The organism is Paenibacillus sp. UNC499MF, assembly GCF_900107975.1.
In the GTDB taxonomy this organism is placed as follows: domain Bacteria; phylum Bacillota; class Bacilli; order Paenibacillales; family NBRC-103111; genus Paenibacillus_F.
In genome coordinates, this window is sequence record NZ_FNVF01000004.1 from 294,869 (window position 1) to 317,560 (window position 22,692).

Below are 22,692 nucleotides of genomic sequence, written 5' to 3' on the forward strand. Positions count from 1 at the left end.
ACAGCATGAGTTACGTATTTCTTCAAAAGCTTTTTATGGCGCTGATTCTCGGAGCCTTTATCGGGATCGACCGCCAGCTCAAGCATAAACCGCTGGGCCTCAAGACAAGTATGGTCATCTCGGTGGCCAGCTGTCTTATCACCATCGTGTCCATTGAATCCGTCCATAAGTATGCCATTCCCGGGACGACGACTATGGACCCGATGCGTCTGGCCGCGCAGATTATCAGCGGCGTCGGTTTTATCGGCGCAGGGGTTATTCTGCGGCGCAGCAACGAGATCATCTCCGGCCTGACAACCGCGGCGATGGTATGGGCGGCTTCGGCGCTCGGCATCGCCGCGGGCGCGGGCTTTTACAAGGAAGCGGCGACGGCGGTCGTGCTGATCATTATGGCGATCAACCTGATCCCGCTCTTCTTCAAATGGTTCGGACCCCGCAAGCTGAGCGAGCGGAACCTGGCCATTCTCATTATTGTAAGCCCCGGCGCCGACTTGTCCTATGTTATCGACGAGCTTCATCAGGAGTTCCTGAAAGTTAAGCACATCAAGATCAAGGACTTGAAGGACGAACTGAGGCAAATCCAGCTGGTCGTTTCCGCGCCGGAGAAGCACCGGACCACGGTCATTTACTCGAAGATCAAGCACATCACGGACGTGGTGGCCGTCGAGGTCGAAACGATCAGCTCGTAAGTCCGCAGCAAAGGAGCTAAGCCTATGTCGTTTAACAACCAGAGGGTTCTGCCCGCTGTTCGCAAAATCAAGGATCTGGAGAAGCTGCTGACGTCTCCGTTCCAGTACATCGTGCTGCTCGACTGCCATATCGGCATGCTGAAAAGCCTTGTGGACCTGGCGAAATCCCATGGCAAAAAGCCGCTTCTGCACGTGGACCTTGTGGAGGGGCTGAAAAACGACGAGTACGCGACGGAGTACCTCTGCCAATACATCAAGCCCACGGGCCTGATTTCAACGCGTGCGAGCGTCATCATGAAGACGAAGGAGAACGGCCTGCTGGCGATCCAGCGCCTGTTTCTCCTAGACTCCAGCGCCCTGCGCAAAAGCTACACGCTTCTGGAGAGGACGAAGCCGGATTACATTGAGGTCCTTCCGGGAGTCATGCCCCACATTATCAAGGAGGTCGGGGAAGCCACCGGCATTCCGATCGTTGCAGGGGGCTTGATCCGGACCGTAAGCGATGTCGAGAACGCGCTGGAGGCGGGAGCCATGGCCGTGACGACCTCGGACAGCTCGCTCTGGAAACACTATCAGGCGTGAGCCCGTTTTGCTCGGCATTGCTTTCAAGTTTTCAAGGTATATGGTAAAATGATCGTATAAGTTCATACATTTGGTTGGAGATCAGGAGAAACCACGACAGCCGTTACGTTCAGACGTAGCCGGCATGTTTGTGGTTTTTTTGTTTATCTCAGAGGGGAGAGCAACATGGACACAGCTTTTTCGGGAGATACAAGAAAAGAAAGCCTTTGGAGAATGGAAGACCGGATATTTGACGTTCTCGTGATCGGAGGAGGCATTACGGGGGCGGGAATCGCACTGGATGCCCAGTCCCGAGGACTGAAAACGGCGCTGGTCGATATGCAGGACTTTGCGCAGGGCACTTCGAGCCGCTCGACCAAGCTTGTCCACGGAGGGCTGCGTTACCTGAAGCAGCTGGAAGTCAAGGTTGTGGCGGAGGTCGGCAAGGAGCGGGCCATCGTATACGAGAACGGCCCGCACGTAACGACGCCCGAATGGATGCTGCTGCCCTTCTATCAGGGCGGAACGTTCGGAGCCTTCTCGACGTCCATCGGTCTGCGGGTATACGATTTCTTGGCCGGCGTGAAGAAGAGCGAGCGCCGCAGCATGCTGAGCCCGCAGGAAACGCTGGATAAAGAGCCGCTGCTCAAGGAGAAGCACCTAAAAGGCGGCGGCTACTATGTCGAATACCGCACGGACGACGCGCGGCTGACGATCGAAGTGATGAAGAAGGCCGTCGAGTTCGGCGTGCAGGCCGTGTCTTATGCGAAAGTGGAAGCTTTCGAGTACGAAAACGGACGGGTAACCGGCGTGCGCGTAGCCGACCAGCTGTCCGGCGAAACGCATCTGATCCGGGCGAAGCGGATCGTCAATGCGGCCGGGCCATGGGTGGACACTCTCCGCGAGCGCGACGGCTCGAAGAAAGGGAAAACGCTCCGTCTGACGAAGGGCGTTCACCTTGTCTTCGACGGGGAGCGGTTCCCGCTGCGGCAGGCGATTTACTTCGATACGCCGGACGGCCGGATGCTGTTTGCCATTCCGAGAGACGGCAAAACCTACATCGGCACGACCGATACGAACTATAAGGAGGACATCGCTCATCCTGTCATGACTACGGAGGACCGGACGTATATCATCCGTGCGGCCAACGAGATGTTCCCGACCCTCCGGCTGACGGAGCAGGACGTCGAGTCCAGCTGGGCGGGGCTTCGTCCGCTCATCCATCAGGAGGGCAAGGACCCGTCGGAGATCTCTCGCAAGGACGAGATATTTGTTTCGGACTCCGGCCTGATCTCCATTGCGGGCGGCAAACTGACCGGGTACCGGAAAATGGCCGAAACCGTCGTGGACCTGGTCGTCCGCCAGCTTCAGGAAGCAGGGGGCGTCCAGGTGTCCGAATGCCAGACGAGAACGCTCCCCATCTCGGGCGGCGATGTTGGCGGTTCCGCCCGCTACCCGCAGTTTGTGGAGCAGAAAGTCGCGGACGGGCAGAAGCTCGGCCTGACGGTGATGGAAGCCCGTCTGCTTGCCCAGCGCTACGGCTCCAACATCGACAAGGTTTACCGTCTGATCGACACGAAACGGGAAGAAGCGGAGGCGTTCCGGATACCGGCCTCGCTGTTCGGTACGCTCGTATATTCGATAGAGCAGGAGATGACCGTCAAGCCCTCGGACTTCTTTGTCCGCCGGACGGGCGCGGTGTTTTTCAACATCAAGTGGGTGAGAACGTGGAAAGAGCCGGTGATCCATTACATGGCGTCCCGTTTCAACTGGACGGAGGAGCAGCGCGCCGCTTATACGGCGGAGCTGGAGAGGGATCTGCATGACGCCGTCGTGCCGATTGACGAGAAAACCCCTGAGCTTGTCCGCTGATAGATCGCATGAATTGGAAGCAATGATAGAGAGCAATGATAGAGAGCATTGATAGAGAGCATTGATAGAGAGCATTGATAGAGAGCAATGACGGAGAGCATGGATAAAACATATCGCTAGAACGAAATGACCTTTATGAAATAAAGGCGGGATAGAGACTCTTTGCCCGGAAAAGGCCTGTCATACAGATGCCTTTCGGGTGAGGGGTCTTTTTTCGCCGGCTAAAATAAGGATGGCCCCCCGGCGGCCCTTCACCCGGGCTTTTGTTGACGAGGCAGGCAATATTTGTTATAGTTCTTTCATTAAATAATTCTACAGGTGAACTATATGATTGTAGAACTATGTAGAACACAGCGCAGACCCACAGGAAAGGAGTTATTATGGACGAAACATTGCTGGCACAAATTATCGACAGATACGAGAGCACGTCCTTCACGGTAAACCGGCGGCTCAACGCCATGATCAAGGACCGGATGCCGGAAGAGCTGACTCAGGAGCAGTATTCTACCCTTCGTTATATGCAGAGCCGGGATAAATGCACGTCCTCCGAGCTGGCGGACATTTTTTGCGTGGGCAAAAGCTCCATTACCGCGATTATCACCCGGCTTGTCGACAAGGAGCTCATTACCCGGCTTCCGGACGAGAAGGACCGCAGAGTGACTTATTTGGCGCTCACCGACAAAGGAACGGCGGCCGTCAACGAGATGCGATTCCGTATTCAGGAGCTGCTGGCGGGCGTTATCAAACATTTTGACGGGCAGGAAGCAATAATGTTTATAGAGACCTTTGAAAAACTTGCGAACGTCTTGATGCAGACGGATGAGGGGAGCAGACACAAGGGATGAGAACCGTACTGAAGCTCAGATGGCTTATATTGGTACTGTGGATCGCCGTGGCGGCGGGGCTGATGCTCACTGCGCCGAATATGGAATCGCTGGTCCGGGAGAAAGGCCAGATTACCGTACCGGAAGGGTATTCCTCCACGAAGGCCTCCAAACTGATCGAGGAAATGAAGAAAGGCTCTCCCGAAGCGGAGGGAGAAGAATCGTCAGTGCTGGTATTTCACGGCACGGAGAAACTGACGCAAGCTCAGCTTGACGAAGTCAAGCGGGGAGTCGACAAGCTTAAGAACGCCAAGGATTCCGCGGGCGTTACGAGCGTGATGACGCATTTTGACAATAAGGAACTGGAAAAGCAGATGGTGTCCGCGGACGGGAAAACCGTGCTCGTACTGGTGAATACGGCCAAAGACGGCCGGGAAGCCAAAGAAATCCGCGATGCGCTGTACAGTACCGTTTCCGACATTAAGGTGGAGCACTATTACACCGGAAACTGGCTGATCCAGGAGGATGTAATGGCAAGCTCTCAGGACGGGCTCAAGAAAACGGAGTATATTACCGTTATTTTCATTCTGGCCATCCTGTTTATAGTATTCCGCTCGGCGGTGGCGCCTTTTATTCCGCTTCTGACGGTGGGCTTCAGCTACCTGGTTTCGCAATCCGTCGTGGCTTTTCTCGTGAAGTATGCGGATTTTCCGCTGTCGAACTTTACGCAGATCTTCCTCGTCGCCGTCTTATTCGGGATCGGGACCGACTACTGCATTCTGCTGATCTCCCGGTTCAAGGAAGAGCTTGCCCATTCGGGAGATAAAACGGAGGCGATCCTCGCCACGTACCGTACGGCGGGACGGACCGTGTTTTTCTCGGGTCTGGCGGTTCTGGTCGGATTCGCTTCCATCGGTCTCTCGACCTTCGTTCTGTACCGTTCGGCGGTTGCCGTTGCGGTCGGCGTAGCCGTGATGCTGCTGGCGCTGGTTACGCTCGTGCCGTTCTTTATGGCCGTTCTGGGCAAAGTGATTTTCTGGCCGGCCAAAGGCTCCCTGGAGCATAAACCGAGCCGTCTGTGGGGCGCCGTAGGTTCTTTCTCGTTAAAAAAGCCGCTCTGGTCCCTGGTGATTCTCGCGGTGATTATCGTTCCTTTCCTTGTCGCGTACAAGGGATCGACCTCGTTCAACTCCCTGGATGAAATCGGGGAAAAATACGATTCGGTCAAAGCGTTTAACCTGATCTCCTCCAGCTTCGGCCCCGGAGATACGCTTCCTTCGACGGTCGTCGTGAAAACCGACAAGCCGCTCGACAATTCGGAAGGGCTGGCGGCCGTCGAGCAGATCACGCGCGAGCTCGCGAAGGTCGACGGCGTGAAGAGCGTCCGCAGCGTAACCCGTCCGACGGGAGAGCCGCTTGACGATCTGCAGGTAGCCAATCAGGTCGACAAGCTTGAAGGCGGCATCGGCCAAAGCGGCGACGGCCTCGGAGAGATCGGCAAAGGCCTCTCCGAAGCAAGCAGTGCGCTCAGCGCCAATGCGCCGAAGCTGAACGAGGCCGCGGACGGCGCGAAGCAGCTGGTCGACGGCACGAACGCCCTCAAGACGGGCGTCGTTCAGCTCGGCGACGGGCTGGAGCGCCTGGAGGCGGGCCTGCGAAGCGGCTCCGCCGGTGCGGGAGAGCTCCGCGCGGGGCTCGCGCAGGCCAAGGCAAGCGCGGATCAGCTCGCGGCGGCGAGCAATGATCTGCTTGCCGGTTACAAGCAGGTCGGCGGCGGCCTCGGCCAGCTGACCAAAGCTTACGGCGACGTCGCCTCGCAGGCTTCCGGCCTGGCCCAAGGGCTCGGCGACGTCGGCCAGGGGCTGGGCGGTCTCGCGCAGAAGTACCCCGAGCTGAAGTCGGACCCCGACTTCCTCAAGACGCAGGGCGCGGTGAGCCAGCTTCAGACGGGCGCGGCGCAGCTCGGCGAAGGGCTGAAGCAGCTGAACCAGCAGCTTGCCGGAGCCAGCCAGGGCCTTCAGCAGGCCAACGCCGGCTTCGAGAAAGCCGCGGGCGGCCAGGCCGCGCTGGCGCAGGGGCTGGCTCAGCTCTCCGACGGCATCGCCAAGCTGCAGGCGGGCATCGATCAGGCGGCCGACGGCCAGGGCCAGATCGTGGCGAAGCTGCCGGAGCTGACCAAGGGCTTCGACAAGCTGAGCAGCGGGCAGCAGGAGCTGCAGCAGGGCTTCGCCCAGCTCAACGGTCAGCTCGGCGAGCTGACGGGCGGCCTCGACAAGAGCGTAAACGGCTTGTCGCAGGTGTCCGGCGGTCTGAAATCCGCGCAGGACTACCTGAAGGAACTTTCGGCCGCGCCGAATAAGCAGATCAGCGGCTGGTTTATGCCGCAGGACGTTATCTCCGGGGCGGACTTCCAGCCTTCGCTCGACGCGTACATGTCCAAGGACCGCAAAATCGCGAAGTTCGAAGTCATCTTCGAGGGCAACCCGTACGAAGTCGAGACGCTGGAGCAGTCCGGCGAGCTTACGGCAGCCGTGGATCGCGCCGTCAAAGGCACGCCGCTCCAGAATGCGACTTATGCCGTTGACGGCGTCACGAGCATGAACAACGATTTGAAAAACATCTCCGCAGCGGATTATTCGCGTACCGCGATGCTCATGCTGATCGGAATCGCGCTTATTCTGATCGTCTTGTTCCGCTCGATCGTCATTCCGATTTATCTGATTCTATCGCTGCTTCTGACGTACTACACGTCCATGGCGATTACGGAAGTGATTTTCGTGCGGATGCTCGGATACTCAGGTATTTCCTGGGCCGTTCCGTTCTTCGGTTTCGTGATGCTGATGGCGCTCGGAATCGACTACAGCATTTTCCTCATGGACCGGTTCAAGGAATACCGCCATCTGTCTCCGCAGCAGGCGATTCTGGAAGCGATGAAAAACATGGGGACGGTCATTATGTCCGCCGCCCTCATCCTGGGCGGAACGTTCGCGGCGATGCTGCCGTCGGGCGTCATGTCCCTGCTGCAAATCGCCACGATTGTATTGTGCGGACTGTTCCTGTACGCGCTTATCATGCTGCCGCTGTTTATTCCGGTCATGGTGCGGATGTTCGGTCCGGCCAACTGGTGGCCGTTTATGGGCCGCAAAGAACGTGGAGAAGACGCTTCTTACAGCGCCGACTCGGCTTCACGCAGCCTGCATTAAACGAATGGAAAATTGAAAAGAACCTCCGGATTCGCTCTATTGAAGCGGTCCGGAGGTTCTTTTATTCATTTAAACCACGTACCACTAGGTTGTAGTCAATAGTTGATCCGTCATCGTTGTACATGTAAACCGTATAAACCCCGTGTACTCCCGGCAGATCTTGACTGCTTTTTTGAAAAGTAAAGGAATGTGACTCTCCGGGTTGAAGAATCGTCCTCTCTACCTGATTTTGCCCGTTCGGGTAGTTCACGCGATAAAACAGGCGTTGGGTGCCTTTGTTCTCCAGATAAAACTGAAAGCCGTCCCCGGCTTTAAAATCGAAGGCCGCCATACCATCGCCGCCTATAGATCCGCTGGCGTCCGCAAGTGTTCCGGACTTGCCCTTCTCCTCTTGAGTCGGTGGTTTCGCAGGGTTGGAAGAAACCGGAGATACGGTGGGAAGCTTGACGGGCGTTGAGACGGGCACAGTCGTACCCGCCGTACCGGATGAAGGCGTAACGGCTGCGGACGTTTTGCCAGCTCCTGACGAGGGTGTTACGACCGGAGAAACCGGGGGTCCCGCGGTATTAATTTTCTCTCCCGTGCCCGCACTATCGCAGCTCGCCAGCAGAAGGAGCGTAGAAGTCAGCATAAAAATGTATTTTTTCATCCTTAAACCAATCCTTTATCCGAAATAACAGTTCTCTATTTTGAAGTCATTCCTATTCATCCTATAACTTTCCAGAAGGTCTTGTCCAGCTTCCGCTCTTCAATATATTGGCGAAAAAAATCTGTTTTTTTAAGCCCAGGAAATGAAACCATAAGGCTAGAGTCCACGTAATGAATGGTTATCTTTATATTAAGGGAGTAGATTACCGAAATGGAAAGTGACAGTTATTTGTTAAACCTTTTTATGATTGCTTTATTGATTGGACTCTCCGCGTTTTTCGTGGCAGTGGAATTCGCCGTCGTACGGCTCCGGGGCAGCCGGGTGGATCAGTTGATCGCCGAAGGCAAAAGCAACGCGAGAGCCGTGAAGCAGGTGCTTGCCAATCTGGACGGATATTTGTCCGCGTGTCAGCTCGGCATTACCATTACGTCTCTGGGTTTAGGCTGGTTGGGTGAACCGACGGTCGAGAAAATTTTGCATCCCGTTTTCGAATCTCTGCATCTGCATGAATCGTTAACCGGACTGCTTTCGTTTCTTATCGCGTTCGTTATTATTACCTTCCTTCACGTCGTAATCGGGGAACTGGCTCCGAAAACGATCGCTATCCGCAAAACGGAGGCTGTGGCGCTGCTGACTGCTCGTCCGATCATCTGGTTTAACAAAGTCATGTATCCTTTTATCTGGGTGCTTAACGGTTCCGCCAACCAGCTCGTGAAGCTTTTCGGCATTAAGCCGGCATCGGAGCATGAGGAAGCGCACTCGGAAGAAGAGCTTCAGATTATTATTAACGAAAGTTATGAAAGCGGTAAAATTAACCAGGCCGAGTACGGCTATGTCAGCCGTATCTTCGCTTTTGACAATATGCTGGCTAAAGATATTATGGTGCCCCGCACCGACATGATCTGCCTGTACGCGAACAAGACCAGGGAAGAGAATCTGGCGATTATCAAAGAACAGCAGTATACCCGTTTTCCCGTTGTCGAAGAGAGCAAGGATAACGTAATCGGGATTGTGAATACGAAGAAATTCTTCCTGGCTTACGAGGATGACGAGGAGCTTGATGTCACCACGCTCATCCAGCCGGTTATGGCGGTTTCCGAAGTCGTTCCCGTCAATGCACTCCTGAAAAGGATGCAGAAGGAAGGCACGCATATCGCCATTCTTATCGATGAATACGGCGGCACCTCGGGGATGGTTACGATTGAGGACATTCTGGAGGAGATCGTCGGCGAAATTCGGGACGAATTCGATATGAAGGAAGAGCCGGAGATTCTCGTAAAAGGCGAGGGCCATCTCGTATTGGACGGCAAAGTTTCCGTGCCTATCGTAAACGACCGCCTGCTTGTGGATCTTGAAACCGAAAGATGGGATACGATCGGAGGGTGGCTGTACGGACACCGTGACGACCTTTCCGAAGGGGAATCCCTGACTTACGAGAACGTGAAGTTTACCGTGCTGGAGCGGGAGAAGAACCGGTACCTGAAGCTTGAAGTGGCGCGTATCGACGATTAACGGCAGCTAGCGGGCAAAAAGCGGGCAGACGGCCCGTGACCGTAGTGAACGGATACAGCCGAAGAAGCTTCACCCGTTACGGGGTGATGTTGAGAAACGATTCTCATTCCCGCGGCAGAAAATATAGAAAAAACCCCGGATTCGCTCTAATAAGCGAACCCGGGGTTTTTGTCGTTTTGGCGTGCTTGCGGTTAACCCACTTCGCGGAATTGGCTGCTGTACAGCTCGTAATAGAATCCTCCGGCGGCCAAAAGCTCATCATGCGTTCCGCGCTCAAGGATCTTACCGCCGTTCAGGACAAGGATAAGGTCGGCGTCGCGTATCGTGCTGAGGCGGTGCGCAATGACGAAGCTGGTCCGCCCTTTCATGAGCAGATTCATCGCCTCCTGGATATGCATCTCCGTCCGGGTATCGACGCTGCTGGTAGCTTCGTCGAGAACGAGGATGGCCGGATCGGCGAGAATGGCGCGGGCAATCGTGATCAGCTGCCGCTGGCCGTGGCTGAGATTGCCGCCTTCGGAGGACATCGGCGTGTCGTAGCCGTGAGGAAGCTTGCGGATGAAGCCGTCGGCGTTCGCCAGTCTGGCCGCAGCCTCCACTTCCTCGTCGGTGGCGTCGAGCCGGCCGTACCGGATGTTCTCGCGGAGCGTGTCCGAGAACAGATAGGCGTCCTGGAGAACGATGCCGAGCTGGCCGCGGAGGCTGTCCTTGTCGAGCTCCCGGATATCGGTTCCGTCGATCCGGACAGCTCCTCCGTCAATCTCGTAGAACCGGGTGAGCAGGTTGACGATGGTCGTTTTGCCGGCTCCGGTCGGTCCTACGAGAGCGATCGTATCCCCCGGCTTCGCGGTAAAGGAGATATCCGAAAGAATCGGGGAACCCGGCTTGTAAGAGAAGGAGACATCTTCGAAAACGACTTCACCCGCGACTTTCAAAGGAGGCCCGTCAGCGTCATTGTCCTTTTTAGATTGAGGGATTCCGGGGTACTCCGTCTTGGCATCGAGTACTTCGAATACCCGTTCGGCGCCGGCAATCCCGGACTGGATCAGGTTGTACTGATTCGCCAGATCGTTGATCGGGCGGGTGAACTGCTTGGAATAATTAAGGAAGCTGACGATGACCCCGAGAGTCGTCCAGCCTCTGATTACGAGCCATCCGCCGATTGCGGCGATAAGAGCGAAGCTGAAGTTATTGACCACGTTGTTGAAAGGGCCTACCATGCCCGAGTAAATCTGGGCCTTCGTCCCGGCCTCCCGCAGCTCGCCGTTGATTTCCTTGAAACGTTCGGCTGTCTGGCGCTCCCGGCGGAGCACTTGAACGACTTTCTGGCCCGATATCGTTTCCTGGATAAACCCGTTCAGCTCTCCCAGGCTTTTCTGCTGGCCCTTGAAATGAGTGCGGGTCCTCCGGGAGATTTGCCCGGTTAAATAAATGGTCACCGGAACGGAAAGCAGCGTAACCAGCGTGAGCCAGATGTTCATGGTCAGCATAAGCACAAGCGAGCCTGCAATTGTGACCACACTGGTCATAAGCTGAATGACACTTTGATTTAACGTGTTCGAAACGTTCTCGATATCATTGGTCGTGCGGCTCATCAGCTCTCCATGCGTCCGGGTGTCGAAAAAATTCAGCGGCAGCTTCTGAAGATGGGCGAACAAGTCATGGCGCAGGTTCTGCACGGTACGCTGTGAGACGGCAGCCATCACGTAGGCCTGAAACCAGTTCATCACGGAGCTGAACAGATAGATGCCGAGCAGAAGAAGGCAGAGCCTCAGAAGGCCGCCGTAATCCCGGGGCAGAATGTAGTCGTCCACGGCCCGCCCGAGCAGGTAAGGGGCGATCAGCCCGGCACCGGCAGTGAGCACGGTCAGGATGACGACAGCCGCCAGTCCCTTGCGCTGGCGTCCGAGATACCGGCTCAGCCTGCCGAGTGTGGCGCCCGTGTTCTTGGCGCGTACTTTCTGCGTCATGGGCGGGCCTCCGGGACCCGGACCCCGGCCGCCAGGTCCGCCTAAGCCCATTGGGGGCTGCGGTGCGGAGGAGCCGTTATTCTGGGGTTTATCCGCCATGGATGACTTCCTCCCTTCCTTGCTGGGATTTGTAAATGTCGCGGTAAACGGGACTGCCGGCGAGCAGCTCGGCGTGGGTGCCGCTTGCGGCGATACGGCCGTCTTCCAGCACGAGAATCTGATCGGCGTCGACGACCGATGAGATGCGCTGCGCGATAAGCAGGCGTGTACTGTCCGCCATCCTTTCCTTCAGCGCCTGCTGGATACGGGCCTCGGTCGCCAAGTCCACCGCGCTCGTAGAATCGTCGAGGATGAGAACAGCGGGTCGAATCAGCAGAGCGCGGGCGATCGAGATGCGCTGCTTCTGGCCCCCGGAGAGATTGACGCCTCTCTGGCCAAGCAGGGTGTCGTAGCCTTCCGGCAGACCGGTGATGAAGGCGTGGATTTCGGCTGCGCGGGCTGCCGCCTCGATTTCTTCCTGCGTGGCGTCCGGCTTGCCGTAGGAAATATTTTCGCGGATGGTGCCGCTGAACAGAATCGCCTGCTGGAGCACCATGCCTACACGGCTGCGCAGGTGCTCCAGAGCGATGTCCTTGACGTCGGTTCCGTCAATAAGGACGCGTCCGGCCGTCGGGTCGTACAGCCGCGGGATGAGATGGACGAGGGAAGTCTTGCCCGAGCCCGTCGCTCCCAGAATGGCCAGCGTCCGGCCGGGTTCGACCGTGAAACTGATGTCGCTGAGGGCGAGCTCCCGGCCGTCTTCGTCGTAAGCGAAAGAAACGCGGTCGAAGACGACACGGCCCGCAGCGACGGCATCGGCGGAAGCGTCCGGTTTGTCCGCGATTTCCGGCTGCGCCTCGAACACTTCATTGATACGCCCGGCGGAAGCTCTCGCTCTCGTGACAAACATCATCATCATGCCTACGGTAAGCAGGGAAGTGAGAACCTGGGTCACATAGTTAAGAAAAGCGATAAGGTCTCCCACGGGAAAAGAAAGATTCCACGTCTGGGCGCCGCCGTACCAGAGCACGGCTACCAGACTGACGTTCATGATGAACGTCATAACGGGGGCGTTCAAAGCGATCGTCCGCGCCGCTTTCAGGGCGATATCCGTGAAATCCCGGTTTGCTTCGCCGAAGCGTTTGCGCTCGAAGTCCGATCGCACGAAGGCTTTCACCACACGAATGCCGCTCAGATTTTCCTGGAGGACCGTGTTCACCCCGTCTAGCTTCTCCTGAACCTTCAAGAAGAGAGGCTGGGACACGCGGATGAGCAAGTACAGCACGAGAAAAAGAACGGGAATGGCCGCAGCCAGGATCAAAGCAAGCCGCGGATTCAGCATAAACGACATAATGACGCCGCCTATGGCGAGAAAAGGCGCCCTGACGAGAACCCTCAGGGTCATCTGAACCAGGGTCTGGACCTGCACGATGTCTCCCGTCAGCCGCGTAATGAGCGACCCCGATTTAAACTTGTCCAGATTCCGGAAAGAGAATGTCTGGGTTTTCCGGAAAAGATCGTCCCTCAGATCGGCACCGAAATTTTGCGAAGCGATGCTGGAGTATACGGTGCATCCGGCTCCGCCGATCAGACCGACCAAGGCCACGCCGAGCATAAGCAGCCCTTTGTTTCTTATTGTGTCGAGATCCCCGGCCACGACGCCTTGATTGACGATGTCGGCCATCAGCTTGGGCTGAAGCAGATCCATGTAAACTTCAAGAATCATGAGAAGCGGAGCGAGTACGGCCGCCTTCCAGTAAGGTTTTAAATATCGGCTCAAAGCAAACAGAGCGGTCACCTCCTTTTAATTTGCCGGCTAATCGATTTGTTCCTCGATATCTTTCAAGTTTTCATACATTTGGAGCAGAAGACGGCGGAAAAGAAGCTTCTCTTCCGTCAGAAAGCCCTTCAGGCATGTTTCCTCGATTTCGCGGAGAGCCTGCTTGACGGCGGTCGTTGCCTGATGCCCCTTATCCGTCAGATACACACGCGATACCCGTTGATCCCTGCTATCGGTTCCGCGCCGGAGAAGTCCGGTTTTCTCCATCCGGGTAATCATGACGGTAAGCGTGGCAGGCTTTACGCGCAGTTGAGCGGCCAGTTCGTGCTGGCTCTGGCCGTCTTTCTCGGACAAGCGGATGAGCAGGGGCGGCTGCCCCGGATAAACCTCGTACTCCTGGAGCAGCTCGTGCAGGTGGCGGCGGTGCAGCTTGAAGACCCGTGACAGGATCTGCAGGACGGAATCCGATTGATAGATGTCCATAATGACTGCGGGCTCCTCCTTTATTAGTTAGTCGGCTAAACATTAGTGTACGGACATTTCCGGGACGGGTCAATGGACAGAATCCTTGAAAATGGACTGCCCGGAGCATACATGAAAAATGTGCTGCCCTAGCACACATGAAAAGGCCTGTCCGGAGTATGCATGAAAAAAGACCTGCCCGGAGGCAGGTCCCGCTTCTAATGAATAAGCTTGCTTTCTTTGGCGCGGCTTATGAATTTGGCGCTGGATTTATTGATGACTTTCTTAAGCGCCAGTCCGATAAGCAGGGTAATCCCGATATAGACGGCCATCATAACCAAATCTTCCATAATAATATCCCAGAGGATGCCGCCGACGGCTTCCCGCATCATGCTGATTCCGTACGTGAAGGGCAGATACGGGTGGATCGCCTGGAAGAACGGAGGAGTCACCTGGATCGGGAACGTCCCTCCGGAACCTGCCAGCTGCAGCACGAGAAGCACGATGGCCATCGCTTTGCCTACATTGCCGAATACGGAGACGAGCGTATACACAATAAGCATGAAAACTGCGCTGAGCACCATTCCGAACAAGACAAACCACAATTTGTCCACGACATAGGTTTTCAGGATGAACATGTCGCCCAGCGTGACCATCAGAGACTGCATAACGGCCAGCGTGCCGAAGGTCAAATAACGGCCGAAAAACACCTGGTAGCTCTTGTAGCCCGGCTCGTGCACTTCAACTGTCAGCAGCGACACGAGAAGCAGAGCGCCGACCCACAGGGAAAGTGTCGTAAAGAACGGCGACATGGCCGACCCGTAATTCGGAATCGGGAACAGCTTGTTTTCTTTGAGCTGGACCGGTTCCGAGAAGAACTCGCTTTCTTTCTCGAAGTTGTTTTTCAGAAGGTCGATCAGCTCCGTCAGGTTGCCTTCTTTCTCAAAGGCACGGATTTTATCGGCCAGATCCTTGATTTTCGTCTCTGCCTCCGGCAGCCGGGCCTGGATCTCTTTGAGCTCCTTGTCACCGAGAGCCAGTCCCTTCGCCGCGTCTCCGAGAATTTTTTGAAGATCCGGGATGCTGTTGACAGCTTCGGTCAGCACGGTATGGGCATTCTGGGCGGTCTTCTTCGCCTTGGCGATTCCCTGGAGAATTTGCGGCTGAATTTCGCTGTCGTACCGGCCCAGAATGTCGCCGATAAATCCGGCCGCTTCCTTCGAGAGGCGATTCAGGTTGTCGATCAGCTCCTGCGCCGGTTTCTCGCCTTTGTCGATCGCATCCCTGATCTTGCCGACCGTCGTCAGCTGCTGCTGGAAGCGGTCTTTGACGGACTTCAGCCGGTCGATCACGAACGGCATCACTTTGCCGCCCGTGTACTTATTCAGCTGTTCGAACAAACCGATCATCCGGTCCGTCACCTCAACGGCAACCGTGAGACGCTGCGAAGCCCGGTCGAGAGCGGCCTTTGCGACGGCGGGATCGAAGTTGGCGTCCTGCAGAATGCCGGTCAGCTCCTGTGTGGCCGTCGCCGTCTGCTGGAGCAGCAGGAGGTCCTGCTTGATGTTCGGACCGAGCGCTTCGACGGCCTCCGAGCCTTTGCCGAGGAAGTCGCCCAGCTTGTTGGTGAAAGCTTCCCCGTCTTTGGCGAGCTGGGTCACGATCGGCAGGTTGTCCTGCGCTTTTTTTACAATGTCATTCGACTTATGTACATCGTCCAGCGCGACACCGACGGCCTGATTGAGCTCGGGAAACACTGTTTCCAGTTTGAAAACGAGTGTTTTCACTTTCTCGATTGTCGGCAGTTCGTTCTCAAGCTCGACGCCGACCTCGTTGAAGATCTGGAAGATCGTTCCGTTCGCCACCTTGATAAAATTGCGGCTGACTTCGTCAATGACGCCTGTGGCTCCCTTGGACGTGATTTTCGGCGAGACGGCGTTGATCTTCTCGTTCACGAAGTAGAGAATGTCCGCTTTTTGCGGATCATCGGTCAGCACGGTGGCGATTTTGGCGGAGAAATCGGCGGGAATGACGATGCTGGCGTAATAATCCCCGTGGTTGACGCCTTTCATCGCTTCTTTCTCATCGACGAAGGTCCAGCCGATCTTTTCATTTTTTTTGAGGGAGGCTACAATCTCTTCCCCCAGGTTCAGCTGCTTGCCGCGCAGGGCGGCTCCTTCGTCGTTGTTGGCGACCGCGATAGCGATGCCTCCGGTCTGGCCGTACGGATCCCAGGAAGCCTCGATATTAAACCACGCGTAAAGCGAGGGAAGGAATACAAGGCCTAGAATAATGACAGCGGCCACCCAATTGGTCGCGATGTTCCGGATATCACGGGCGTAAATGGACCCAATTTTTCTCATAAGCGTTTCTGTGTCTCCTGTCTCCATACAGAGTTGATGTTAGTATTGCTTAGCTGCCTCCCAGACATACCCATTATCGGTCGCAGGCTCCCTCATTTGTATATTTAAACAGGGAATCACGATGATAACAACACCGGGCGGTTTTGGCAAGCAGGGAATGGGAACAGAGGCCGGGACAAAAAAAGCGGCCGGATGCAGGCCGGTCCTCTCCCGGTTTCATGCGGTACGGGCAAATAAAAAAAGAGCAGACCGGAGTCTGCCCTTATTAACGACCCGCTTAGGACGGGTTCAATTCCAATTCATCCTCTTCGTCGCGGTCAAAGGACGCGCGGTCGAATTCTCCTTCGGAGTTGGCCACGATCAGCGTGGACACCGTGGTGCCCGTAGCGTTGATGGCCGTACGGCCCATATCGACGATCGCGTCGATCGCGAGGGTGAGGCCGAGACCTTCGAGCGGCAGGCCGAGAGCGGTCAGAACGACCGTCGTCGAGATGGCAGCCGGTCCGGGCACGCCGGCAACGCCGACGGAGGAAATCATGCTGACGAGCACGATCAGAATGTAATCGGACACGCTCAGCGGAATGTGATAGACGCCTGCGACGAAGATCGCAACGACAGCAGGCCATACGCCGCCGCAGCCGTTCATGTTGATCGTCGCGCCGAGCGGAGCCACGAAACTGGCGATACGCGGAGATACGCGCAGTCTTTTCGTCAGGACTTCCAGGTTAACCGGGAGTGTCGCGTAGCTGCTGCGGGTAGTGAAAGCAACGGCGATCGTCGGGTAAGCCTTGCGGAAGAACTTGAACGGGTTGACCTTGGCTACGAACGTAACCAGACCGCCGAACGTAATGATGAAGTGAAGCAGAAGCGCCGTGTACGTGGCCAGAATGAGCATGATCAGCGGCTTCAAGGTATCCACGCCGTACTTGGCGGACATAGCTGCGATCAATGCGTATACGCCGTATGGAGTCAGGCGGATAACGTACTTGATCACCTGATGAAGCACTTGAGCCAGAGAAGCGATAAGGTCCTTCACGGGCTTGACGGCGTCGGGCTTCTTGGAACCGATATGAACGATGGCAACCGCCACGAAGATCGCGAAGATCAGAACCGGAACGACTTTGCCGGTCGCCATTTCATTGAAAGGATTCGACGGGACGAGATCCAGGATAACCTGGGAGAACGTCGGGATTTCTTTCGGTTTGAAATCTTTAAGCGTGCCTTGCGGAATACCGGAACCCGGATCGAACACGAGTGCGACAAGCAGCCCGATCAAAGCGGCGATACCGGTTGTCGCCAGGAACAGCCCGATCGTTTTCAGCCCGATTTTGCGGAGCTGTCCGAGGTTGGAAAGACCGGCGATGCTGTTGATGACGAGCACGACTACGAGCGGAATCACCATCATTTTGATGAGATTGACGTAGATCGTACCGATCGTGCTGACGCTTTTGGCGTCGATTTTGTAGGTGTTGAAAATAAATCCTACGATAAGACCGATACCGAGACCGATCAGGACGCGGTAGCCGAAGCTGACGCGTTTTTTGGCCAGGAAATGAAGAAAGACGATAATAACCAGAGAAACAACCAGGGAAATCCAGTTGGTCTCGAAAGCTTTAATCAAGTTGTTATTCATGAAGCCTGTTCCCCCTTAATGCTCATAAGTTTAGTCGGGATTAATGATATGTATCGTACTACCGGAACTCTTAAACGTCAAGCGCCAATTTTCAAGTTGTTTTTCAAATCTATGTAAAGGGCCGCCGGATTAGAAGAGGGGAAAGAACGGCGGTCGTGAGAAAATATTCAGCTTGGAGTTCAGGGTGTGGCGGAACGACTGTAAAAAGACTAGATTTCATTTCATCTTTTGTAAATAAATTCTAGCATCCATTATAATGAAGAAAAGAGTTCAAAGGAGTCGATAAATATGTCCTTTACAGAGACCGACAAATGGAGAAAAAGCGCACTGCTCGGCCTGCTTGTCCTGTCGCTGGGAGCGTCCGCGTGTGAGTCGGCCGGTTCCCCCGAAATGGCTGCAAAGAAGGCCGCCGAAGAGGCCGGCAAACAAGGTGCGGCAGCCGCAAGGAACGCCGCCATCGTTTTGCCCGAAGGCGCCACTTTACAGGAGCGGTTCAAAGTGCCGAAAGGGTACGAACGAACGGAGGCCAAGCCGGGAAGCTTTGCGGCCTTTTTACGGGGACTGGAGCTGAAGCCGGACGGTTCGGTCGTTCATCTGTTCGACGGACGCGAGAAAAACAAGCCGGGGGTCTACGAGGCGGTAGTCGATATTCCGATCGGCAGCCGCGATCTGCATCAGTGCGCCGATGCGGTCATGCTGCTGCGGGCCCAGTATTTATTCGACCGGAAGCAGTACGGGGAGATTCATTTTAACTTTGTGAACGGGTTTAAGGCCGAATATTCAAAATGGATGAACGGATATCGGATTAAGATGAATGGAAATCAGGCATCGTGGGTAAAAAATGCTGGAGCCGATAACAGCCAGGAGGGATTCCGCAAGTTTATGGATGTGGTTTTCGCCTATGCGGGAACGTTATCGCTGGAAAAAGAGCTGATACCGGTCAAGAAAAGCGATGTGAAGCCGGGAGATGTGTTTATTGTGGGGGGATCGCCGGGACATGCGGTCATTGTCGTGGATACGGCGGTGAATAAGGCGACGGGGGACACCGTATTTATGCTGGCGCAAAGCTATACGCCCGCCCAGGAGACACAAATATTGGCGAATCCGGCAGATCCCGCTCAAAGCCCTTGGTACACGCTTAAAGAAGGAGGCGGTCTGAAAACGCCGGAGTGGGAGTTCGGCGAAAACAGCTTAAGGAGATTTCAGGGGAATTAGGAAGTAAAAACCGTTTTCAAACCTGAAATACTCAATAAAATGAAATTTTATCCTTAAAGGTTGTAAATTAGAACGTTTATTAAGTAAGATAGACGTAAATCCATCCATTATGTGACATAGGGAGCGCTTGTCATGCAAAACTTTTGTTCGAAATGCTTCGTTGGGGAGCGCGGCTACACGGTCTATTTTGGCGGAAGTGAAACTTCCGCGTTTCTGGATGCCTATTTGCCGGAATACCCGGCGGATCAGTGGGATAAAATCGATTCACGGCTATATTGGATGCACGAATCTCTGTTCAACGCCATGGTCGATTACGTGACCGCGCATCTGGAATATGCCAATATCCGGGCCGTACGGGCGGACAAGCATGACCCCTTGCAGGGGCTGGACAAGCTTAAACCGGTCCAATTTTTCAAGGAAGAACGAGATGCCCACTGGATTGACGATATCATTACTAACCGCTCCATCCGGACTTTTTATCAGCCTATCGTTTCTTTCGACGGGGTGGAAAGCTCCATTATCGGCTACGAGCTGCTCTCGCGGGGAACCGCGCGGGACGGCGGGCTGATTCCGCCGGTTCAGCTGTTTCAGGCCGCTAAAGCGAGAGACCGCCTGTTCGCGCTGGACCGTACGTGCCGACTCGAAGCGGTCCGGAACGCGGGCGGCCTGGATGACGGGCTGATTTTCATCAACTTCCTCCCGACGTCCATCTATAATCCCGTTCATTGTCTTCAATCGACGGTAGAGATGGTGGAGAGAACGGGCGTAAATCCCGAATCGATCGTTTTCGAAGTGGTGGAGAGCGAAGAAATCAACAACATGAATCACCTGAGAAGCATCTTGGCTTTTTACAAAAAACATGGCTTCCGCTATGCACTGGATGATGTCGGAACGGGTTTTAACAGCCTGCAGGTCCTTTCCGAGCTGGAACCGGACGTTGTGAAGCTGGCGCTTGAATTTTGCCGGGGCGTGAGTAAGGACAAAGGAAAACAGCGCGTCGCACGCGCTGTGGCAAGAATGACCCAGGAGCTTAATTCCCGCGCGCTCGCGGAAGGAATCGAAGACCGCGACGATCTGGAATGTCTCCGGGATCTGGGGTATGAATGGTTTCAGGGCTACTACTTCGGCAAGCCGGAGCCGCAGCCGCTGAGGGTTCTGCCGTCCAGGCCTGCATAAATATACAGCCTATACCAGAAAAACGGCGGCCCGCCTCAATCCATTTCGTAGATCGAGCCGGATTTGCTCGCGTAGAGCTCGGCGGCGACTTTCTCCGCGTAGGCATCGGTCATGCCGGAAATATAGTCGGCGACCAGACGGGGCCAAGACCAGACGGAGCGGTGGCGCTCGTAGTTCTCGATCCAGTCCGGCGGAATAATAAGCTGCCCGTGATCGGGCACTTTAAAGCTGCCCCACAGCCGGCGGATGATGATTTCGCTGCGCTTCTGGAGCCGCTGGACACGGAAGTCCTTGACTAGCGTGACCCAGGCGAGCTTCTTGATGATCTCCATCGTACGGAGAAGATCAAGGTCCTGGCGGCCCTCGCGCACGAACGTGACACGCTTCCAGCCTTTATCCGGGTCGTCGATGATGCCGACTTTGCCGGCGAAGGAGCTGACCCAGCGGGCTTTCATCTCTCGGCGCGTGCGCGAGGCTTCCCGGTCGCACTGGGCGTAGATGAGCTCCCACTGCTGGAGGTAGGAGGCGAGCACCTGCTTGACCATCGCGGCAATGTCGACCTGCTCCCAGCCGACCTCCAGGTTGCCCTGGTCGTTCACGATTTCCTGAACGAGGTGCCCGATCAGCCGGTCGTCTTCGAAGAAGGAGCGGTTCATCTGGATTTTGCCGGCACGGATGCCGTCCTCGATATCATGCGTGGAATAGGCGATGTCGTCGCACAAATCCATCAGCTGGGCTTCCAGCGTCGGGCAGCCTTCCGGCATGTTCCACATGTCCCGGAGCTGCCGGATGCCCTCCCATTCCATCCCGTACACGCCCTTGAGCCGTCCCGGCTCTTCCAGGCTGTACGGGTATTTGTTGATGGCCAGAAGCACGGCGGCCGTCAAATCCAGGCCGCTGTCGCTGCCGGCCCGCTTCTCCAGAAACGTCAAAATCCTGAAGTTCTGCGCGTTTCCTTCGTAGGAAAGACCATGCTCCTCCCCGAGGAGATGATTGAGCACTTCCTCGCCTTTGTGGCCGAACGGAGGATGTCCCAAATCGTGCGCGAGCGACGCGCATTCCACGACGGCAGGATCGATCATCAATCCGGGATGCTCCCCGCCGATGCAAAACGCGTATTGTTTTCTCATACGCCGGGCAACCTCGCGGGCAATCTGCGAAACCTCGATGGAATGGGTGAGCCGCGTTCGGTAATAGTCACCGGTCCCCGCACCGAATACCTGCGATTTGCCCTGCAGCCGGCGGAACACCGGAGACTGGATAAGACGGGCGTAATCGCGCTCGTATTCGTCCCGCTCTTCGCTGAATGTCCCCTGGGAGGGTTCATCCAAACGGTACTTGCGCATATCCATCCACTGCTTCCCCCTTCCTGTTTTCTCTATATGTGAATAATCCTGACACGTGAAGACGTTTTGCAAATTGTAGCACATCCGGTCCCTGCGGGAAAAGAGGACAAAGATTCAGACGACCATTCGACCATATCGCGGCGGCCGGGATAAAGGGAGCCGCAGACGGGAGTTCGGAGGGAAATGCCGGGCCCGCATCCGTTTTATTTGTAAAGGATATCGCTTTTCAGGGATCCCACTTTATCCGTGATTTGACCGATATCTTCCTCCGTAACTCCGAAATGCCGCAATGAGGCCTGCAGGTGATGGACAATGCTGTCGAAATGCTCCCGCTGCAGATTAAGTCCCGTATGGGCCGCGGCCATCGATCTGCCCGTGTAGGGAGCCCCGCCGAGCGCATAGCTGATGAAGGCCGTCTGATGAGCAGCTGTTTCGCCATGTCCGTATCCCGGAAGAAATGATTGACCGATTCGTCCTCCATGACGCGCTTGTAAAAATCCTCCACGACCTTGCCGATTACGTCTTTTCCGCCAAGCTTGTCGTATAAGCTGGTTTCCATTATTTATCGCCTCCCGGGTATGGTCTTGCTCTCTTATATTACCCTTCTGAACGCTAAAATCTCAAAAAATCCCTGTCCGTCAATCAAGGACAGAGATTAAAGCTGTGCACGCCTGGACTCTGTCTCCTTGTAACGGAACGCGAAAATAAACAGCCTCCGTTTTTGGAGGCTGCCGACCGACTCATTATCGTGCGGATTTTTACTAGGTAACGTCTACCTCCAAGATATCCAGAGGGCCTCCTTCTGCCGCAATGGGCAGCAGATCATAGACCGAAACCGGAAACATGGGAAATCCGACGTAATACGGTGTGATTTCAAGAAGATCGAAATAGAGGACCAGCGCTTTGTCCGCCAAATAGAAGTTTTGATCGGGCCAGACGGATTTGAACGGAGGATGGAGCAGGGGCAGTTTCCGCCGCTGAAGCTGGACCCTTACGTGCTGCGAAAGCAGCTCCACGTAGCCGCATCCGGGTTTGAAAAGCTGCGACAGAGTGAAAAAGCTCCCCGAATTCACATCGCATGTAAGAGATTCCGCAACGGTATATCCATGGGCCATGGGAGCCGAATAGGCATAATTGGTGGCGATTAGGCTGAGAAGCCCTCTCTCGTTCGTCTTCACCTCATAATGCCCCGTCATCTCCCGGAGGGTACCGGTCTGATATTTCTTCTGTTCGTAAACGAGTGAAGACGTAAGATCGGAGAACGCCGCGTTCAATTTTTTCTGAGCGGCGGCGTTCGCGAGGCCCGAAAGTTTCGGCGTATAGATCGTCACATCCGGAGATGTGAGAGTTTCCGTTTCTACCTGCACGGGAAGCTGAAATAAGGAGGTCATGCTCTTC

General features: G+C 55.5%; 16 protein-coding genes and 1 pseudogene. 8 read left to right on the forward strand and 9 right to left on the reverse strand.

Annotated features, from left to right (window positions below; all coding sequences use genetic code 11):
- Nucleotides 1-5: 5 nt before the first annotated feature.
- The 5 genes from C4S74_RS12105 (at nucleotide 6) to C4S74_RS12125 (ending at nucleotide 7,149) form a co-directional block, all read left to right on the forward strand.
- The gene (locus C4S74_RS12105) at nucleotides 6-689 is read left to right on the forward strand and encodes an MgtC/SapB family protein (protein ID WP_103995579.1); all 684 of its coding nucleotides are present in this window, start codon (nucleotides 6-8) and stop codon (nucleotides 687-689) included.
- 24 nt (nucleotides 690-713) lie between these two features.
- Nucleotides 714-1,271, forward strand: coding sequence for a glycerol-3-phosphate responsive antiterminator (locus tag C4S74_RS12110; RefSeq protein ID WP_103995580.1), 558 nt, complete (start codon nucleotides 714-716; stop codon nucleotides 1,269-1,271).
- A 165-nt stretch (nucleotides 1,272-1,436) separates the two neighbouring features.
- The gene (locus C4S74_RS12115; protein ID WP_103995581.1) at nucleotides 1,437-3,122 is read left to right on the forward strand and encodes a glycerol-3-phosphate dehydrogenase/oxidase; all 1,686 of its coding nucleotides are present in this window, start codon (nucleotides 1,437-1,439) and stop codon (nucleotides 3,120-3,122) included.
- A gap of 380 nt (nucleotides 3,123-3,502) precedes the next feature.
- Entirely contained in the window at nucleotides 3,503-3,967 is a 465-nt protein-coding gene (locus C4S74_RS12120) for a MarR family winged helix-turn-helix transcriptional regulator (protein ID WP_103995582.1), read from the forward strand.
- Nucleotides 3,964-7,149, forward strand: a complete 3,186-nt coding sequence (locus C4S74_RS12125) for an efflux RND transporter permease subunit (RefSeq protein WP_103995583.1) — start codon at nucleotides 3,964-3,966, stop codon at nucleotides 7,147-7,149. Before C4S74_RS12120 ends, C4S74_RS12125 begins: the two co-directional genes overlap by 4 nt.
- A 61-nt stretch (nucleotides 7,150-7,210) precedes the next feature.
- Here C4S74_RS12125 and C4S74_RS12130 read toward each other — a convergent pair whose 3' ends face one another.
- Complete coding sequence (locus C4S74_RS12130; protein ID WP_103995584.1) at nucleotides 7,211-7,798, reverse strand: hypothetical protein; 588 nt, start codon at nucleotides 7,796-7,798, stop codon at nucleotides 7,211-7,213.
- A gap of 210 nt (nucleotides 7,799-8,008) precedes the next feature.
- On the opposite strand from C4S74_RS12130, the gene C4S74_RS12135 reads away from it, so the two are divergent.
- The gene (locus C4S74_RS12135) at nucleotides 8,009-9,310 is read left to right on the forward strand and encodes a hemolysin family protein (RefSeq protein WP_103995585.1); all 1,302 of its coding nucleotides are present in this window, start codon (nucleotides 8,009-8,011) and stop codon (nucleotides 9,308-9,310) included.
- Nucleotides 9,311-9,501: 191 nt separating this feature from the next.
- Here C4S74_RS12135 and C4S74_RS12140 read toward each other — a convergent pair whose 3' ends face one another.
- The 5 genes from C4S74_RS12140 to C4S74_RS12160 form a co-directional block, all read right to left on the reverse strand.
- On the reverse strand, nucleotides 9,502-11,331 hold the full coding sequence (locus C4S74_RS12140) for an ABC transporter ATP-binding protein (RefSeq protein WP_374755401.1): 1,830 nt from the start codon (nucleotides 11,329-11,331) through the stop codon (nucleotides 9,502-9,504).
- A gap of 37 nt (nucleotides 11,332-11,368) precedes the next feature.
- On the reverse strand, nucleotides 11,369-13,108 hold the full coding sequence (locus C4S74_RS12145; protein ID WP_103995663.1) for an ABC transporter ATP-binding protein: 1,740 nt from the start codon (nucleotides 13,106-13,108) through the stop codon (nucleotides 11,369-11,371).
- Nucleotides 13,109-13,135: 27 nt separating this feature from the next.
- Nucleotides 13,136-13,582 (reverse strand): MarR family winged helix-turn-helix transcriptional regulator, encoded by a 447-nt coding sequence (locus C4S74_RS12150; protein WP_103995587.1) that lies wholly within the window; start codon nucleotides 13,580-13,582, stop codon nucleotides 13,136-13,138.
- Nucleotides 13,583-13,779: 197 nt separating this feature from the next.
- On the reverse strand, nucleotides 13,780-15,924 hold the full coding sequence (locus C4S74_RS12155) for a YhgE/Pip domain-containing protein (RefSeq protein ID WP_103995588.1): 2,145 nt from the start codon (nucleotides 15,922-15,924) through the stop codon (nucleotides 13,780-13,782).
- Between the two features lie 277 nt (nucleotides 15,925-16,201).
- Complete coding sequence (locus tag C4S74_RS12160) at nucleotides 16,202-17,557, reverse strand: dicarboxylate/amino acid:cation symporter (RefSeq protein ID WP_103995589.1); 1,356 nt, start codon at nucleotides 17,555-17,557, stop codon at nucleotides 16,202-16,204.
- A 288-nt stretch (nucleotides 17,558-17,845) separates the two neighbouring features.
- On the opposite strand from C4S74_RS12160, the gene C4S74_RS12165 reads away from it, so the two are divergent.
- Together C4S74_RS12165 and C4S74_RS12170 are read left to right on the forward strand one after the other, a co-directional pair.
- Nucleotides 17,846-18,772 (forward strand): DUF4846 domain-containing protein, encoded by a 927-nt coding sequence (locus C4S74_RS12165; protein WP_103995590.1) that lies wholly within the window; start codon nucleotides 17,846-17,848, stop codon nucleotides 18,770-18,772.
- A gap of 132 nt (nucleotides 18,773-18,904) precedes the next feature.
- Nucleotides 18,905-19,948, forward strand: coding sequence for an EAL domain-containing protein (locus C4S74_RS12170; protein ID WP_103995591.1), 1,044 nt, complete (start codon nucleotides 18,905-18,907; stop codon nucleotides 19,946-19,948).
- Nucleotides 19,949-19,983: 35 nt separating this feature from the next.
- On the opposite strand, the gene C4S74_RS12175 is transcribed toward C4S74_RS12170, so the two are convergent.
- The 3 genes and pseudogenes from C4S74_RS12175 to C4S74_RS12185 form a co-directional block, all read right to left on the reverse strand.
- The gene (locus C4S74_RS12175) at nucleotides 19,984-21,300 is read right to left on the reverse strand and encodes a deoxyguanosinetriphosphate triphosphohydrolase family protein (RefSeq protein WP_103995592.1); all 1,317 of its coding nucleotides are present in this window, start codon (nucleotides 21,298-21,300) and stop codon (nucleotides 19,984-19,986) included.
- 197 nt (nucleotides 21,301-21,497) lie between these two features.
- Nucleotides 21,498-21,853 (reverse strand): annotated as a pseudogene (locus C4S74_RS12180) (group 1 truncated hemoglobin).
- A 202-nt stretch (nucleotides 21,854-22,055) separates the two neighbouring features.
- Nucleotides 22,056-22,685, reverse strand: coding sequence for a DUF3298 and DUF4163 domain-containing protein (locus C4S74_RS12185; protein WP_103995593.1), 630 nt, complete (start codon nucleotides 22,683-22,685; stop codon nucleotides 22,056-22,058).
- Nucleotides 22,686-22,692: the final 7 nt, after the last annotated feature.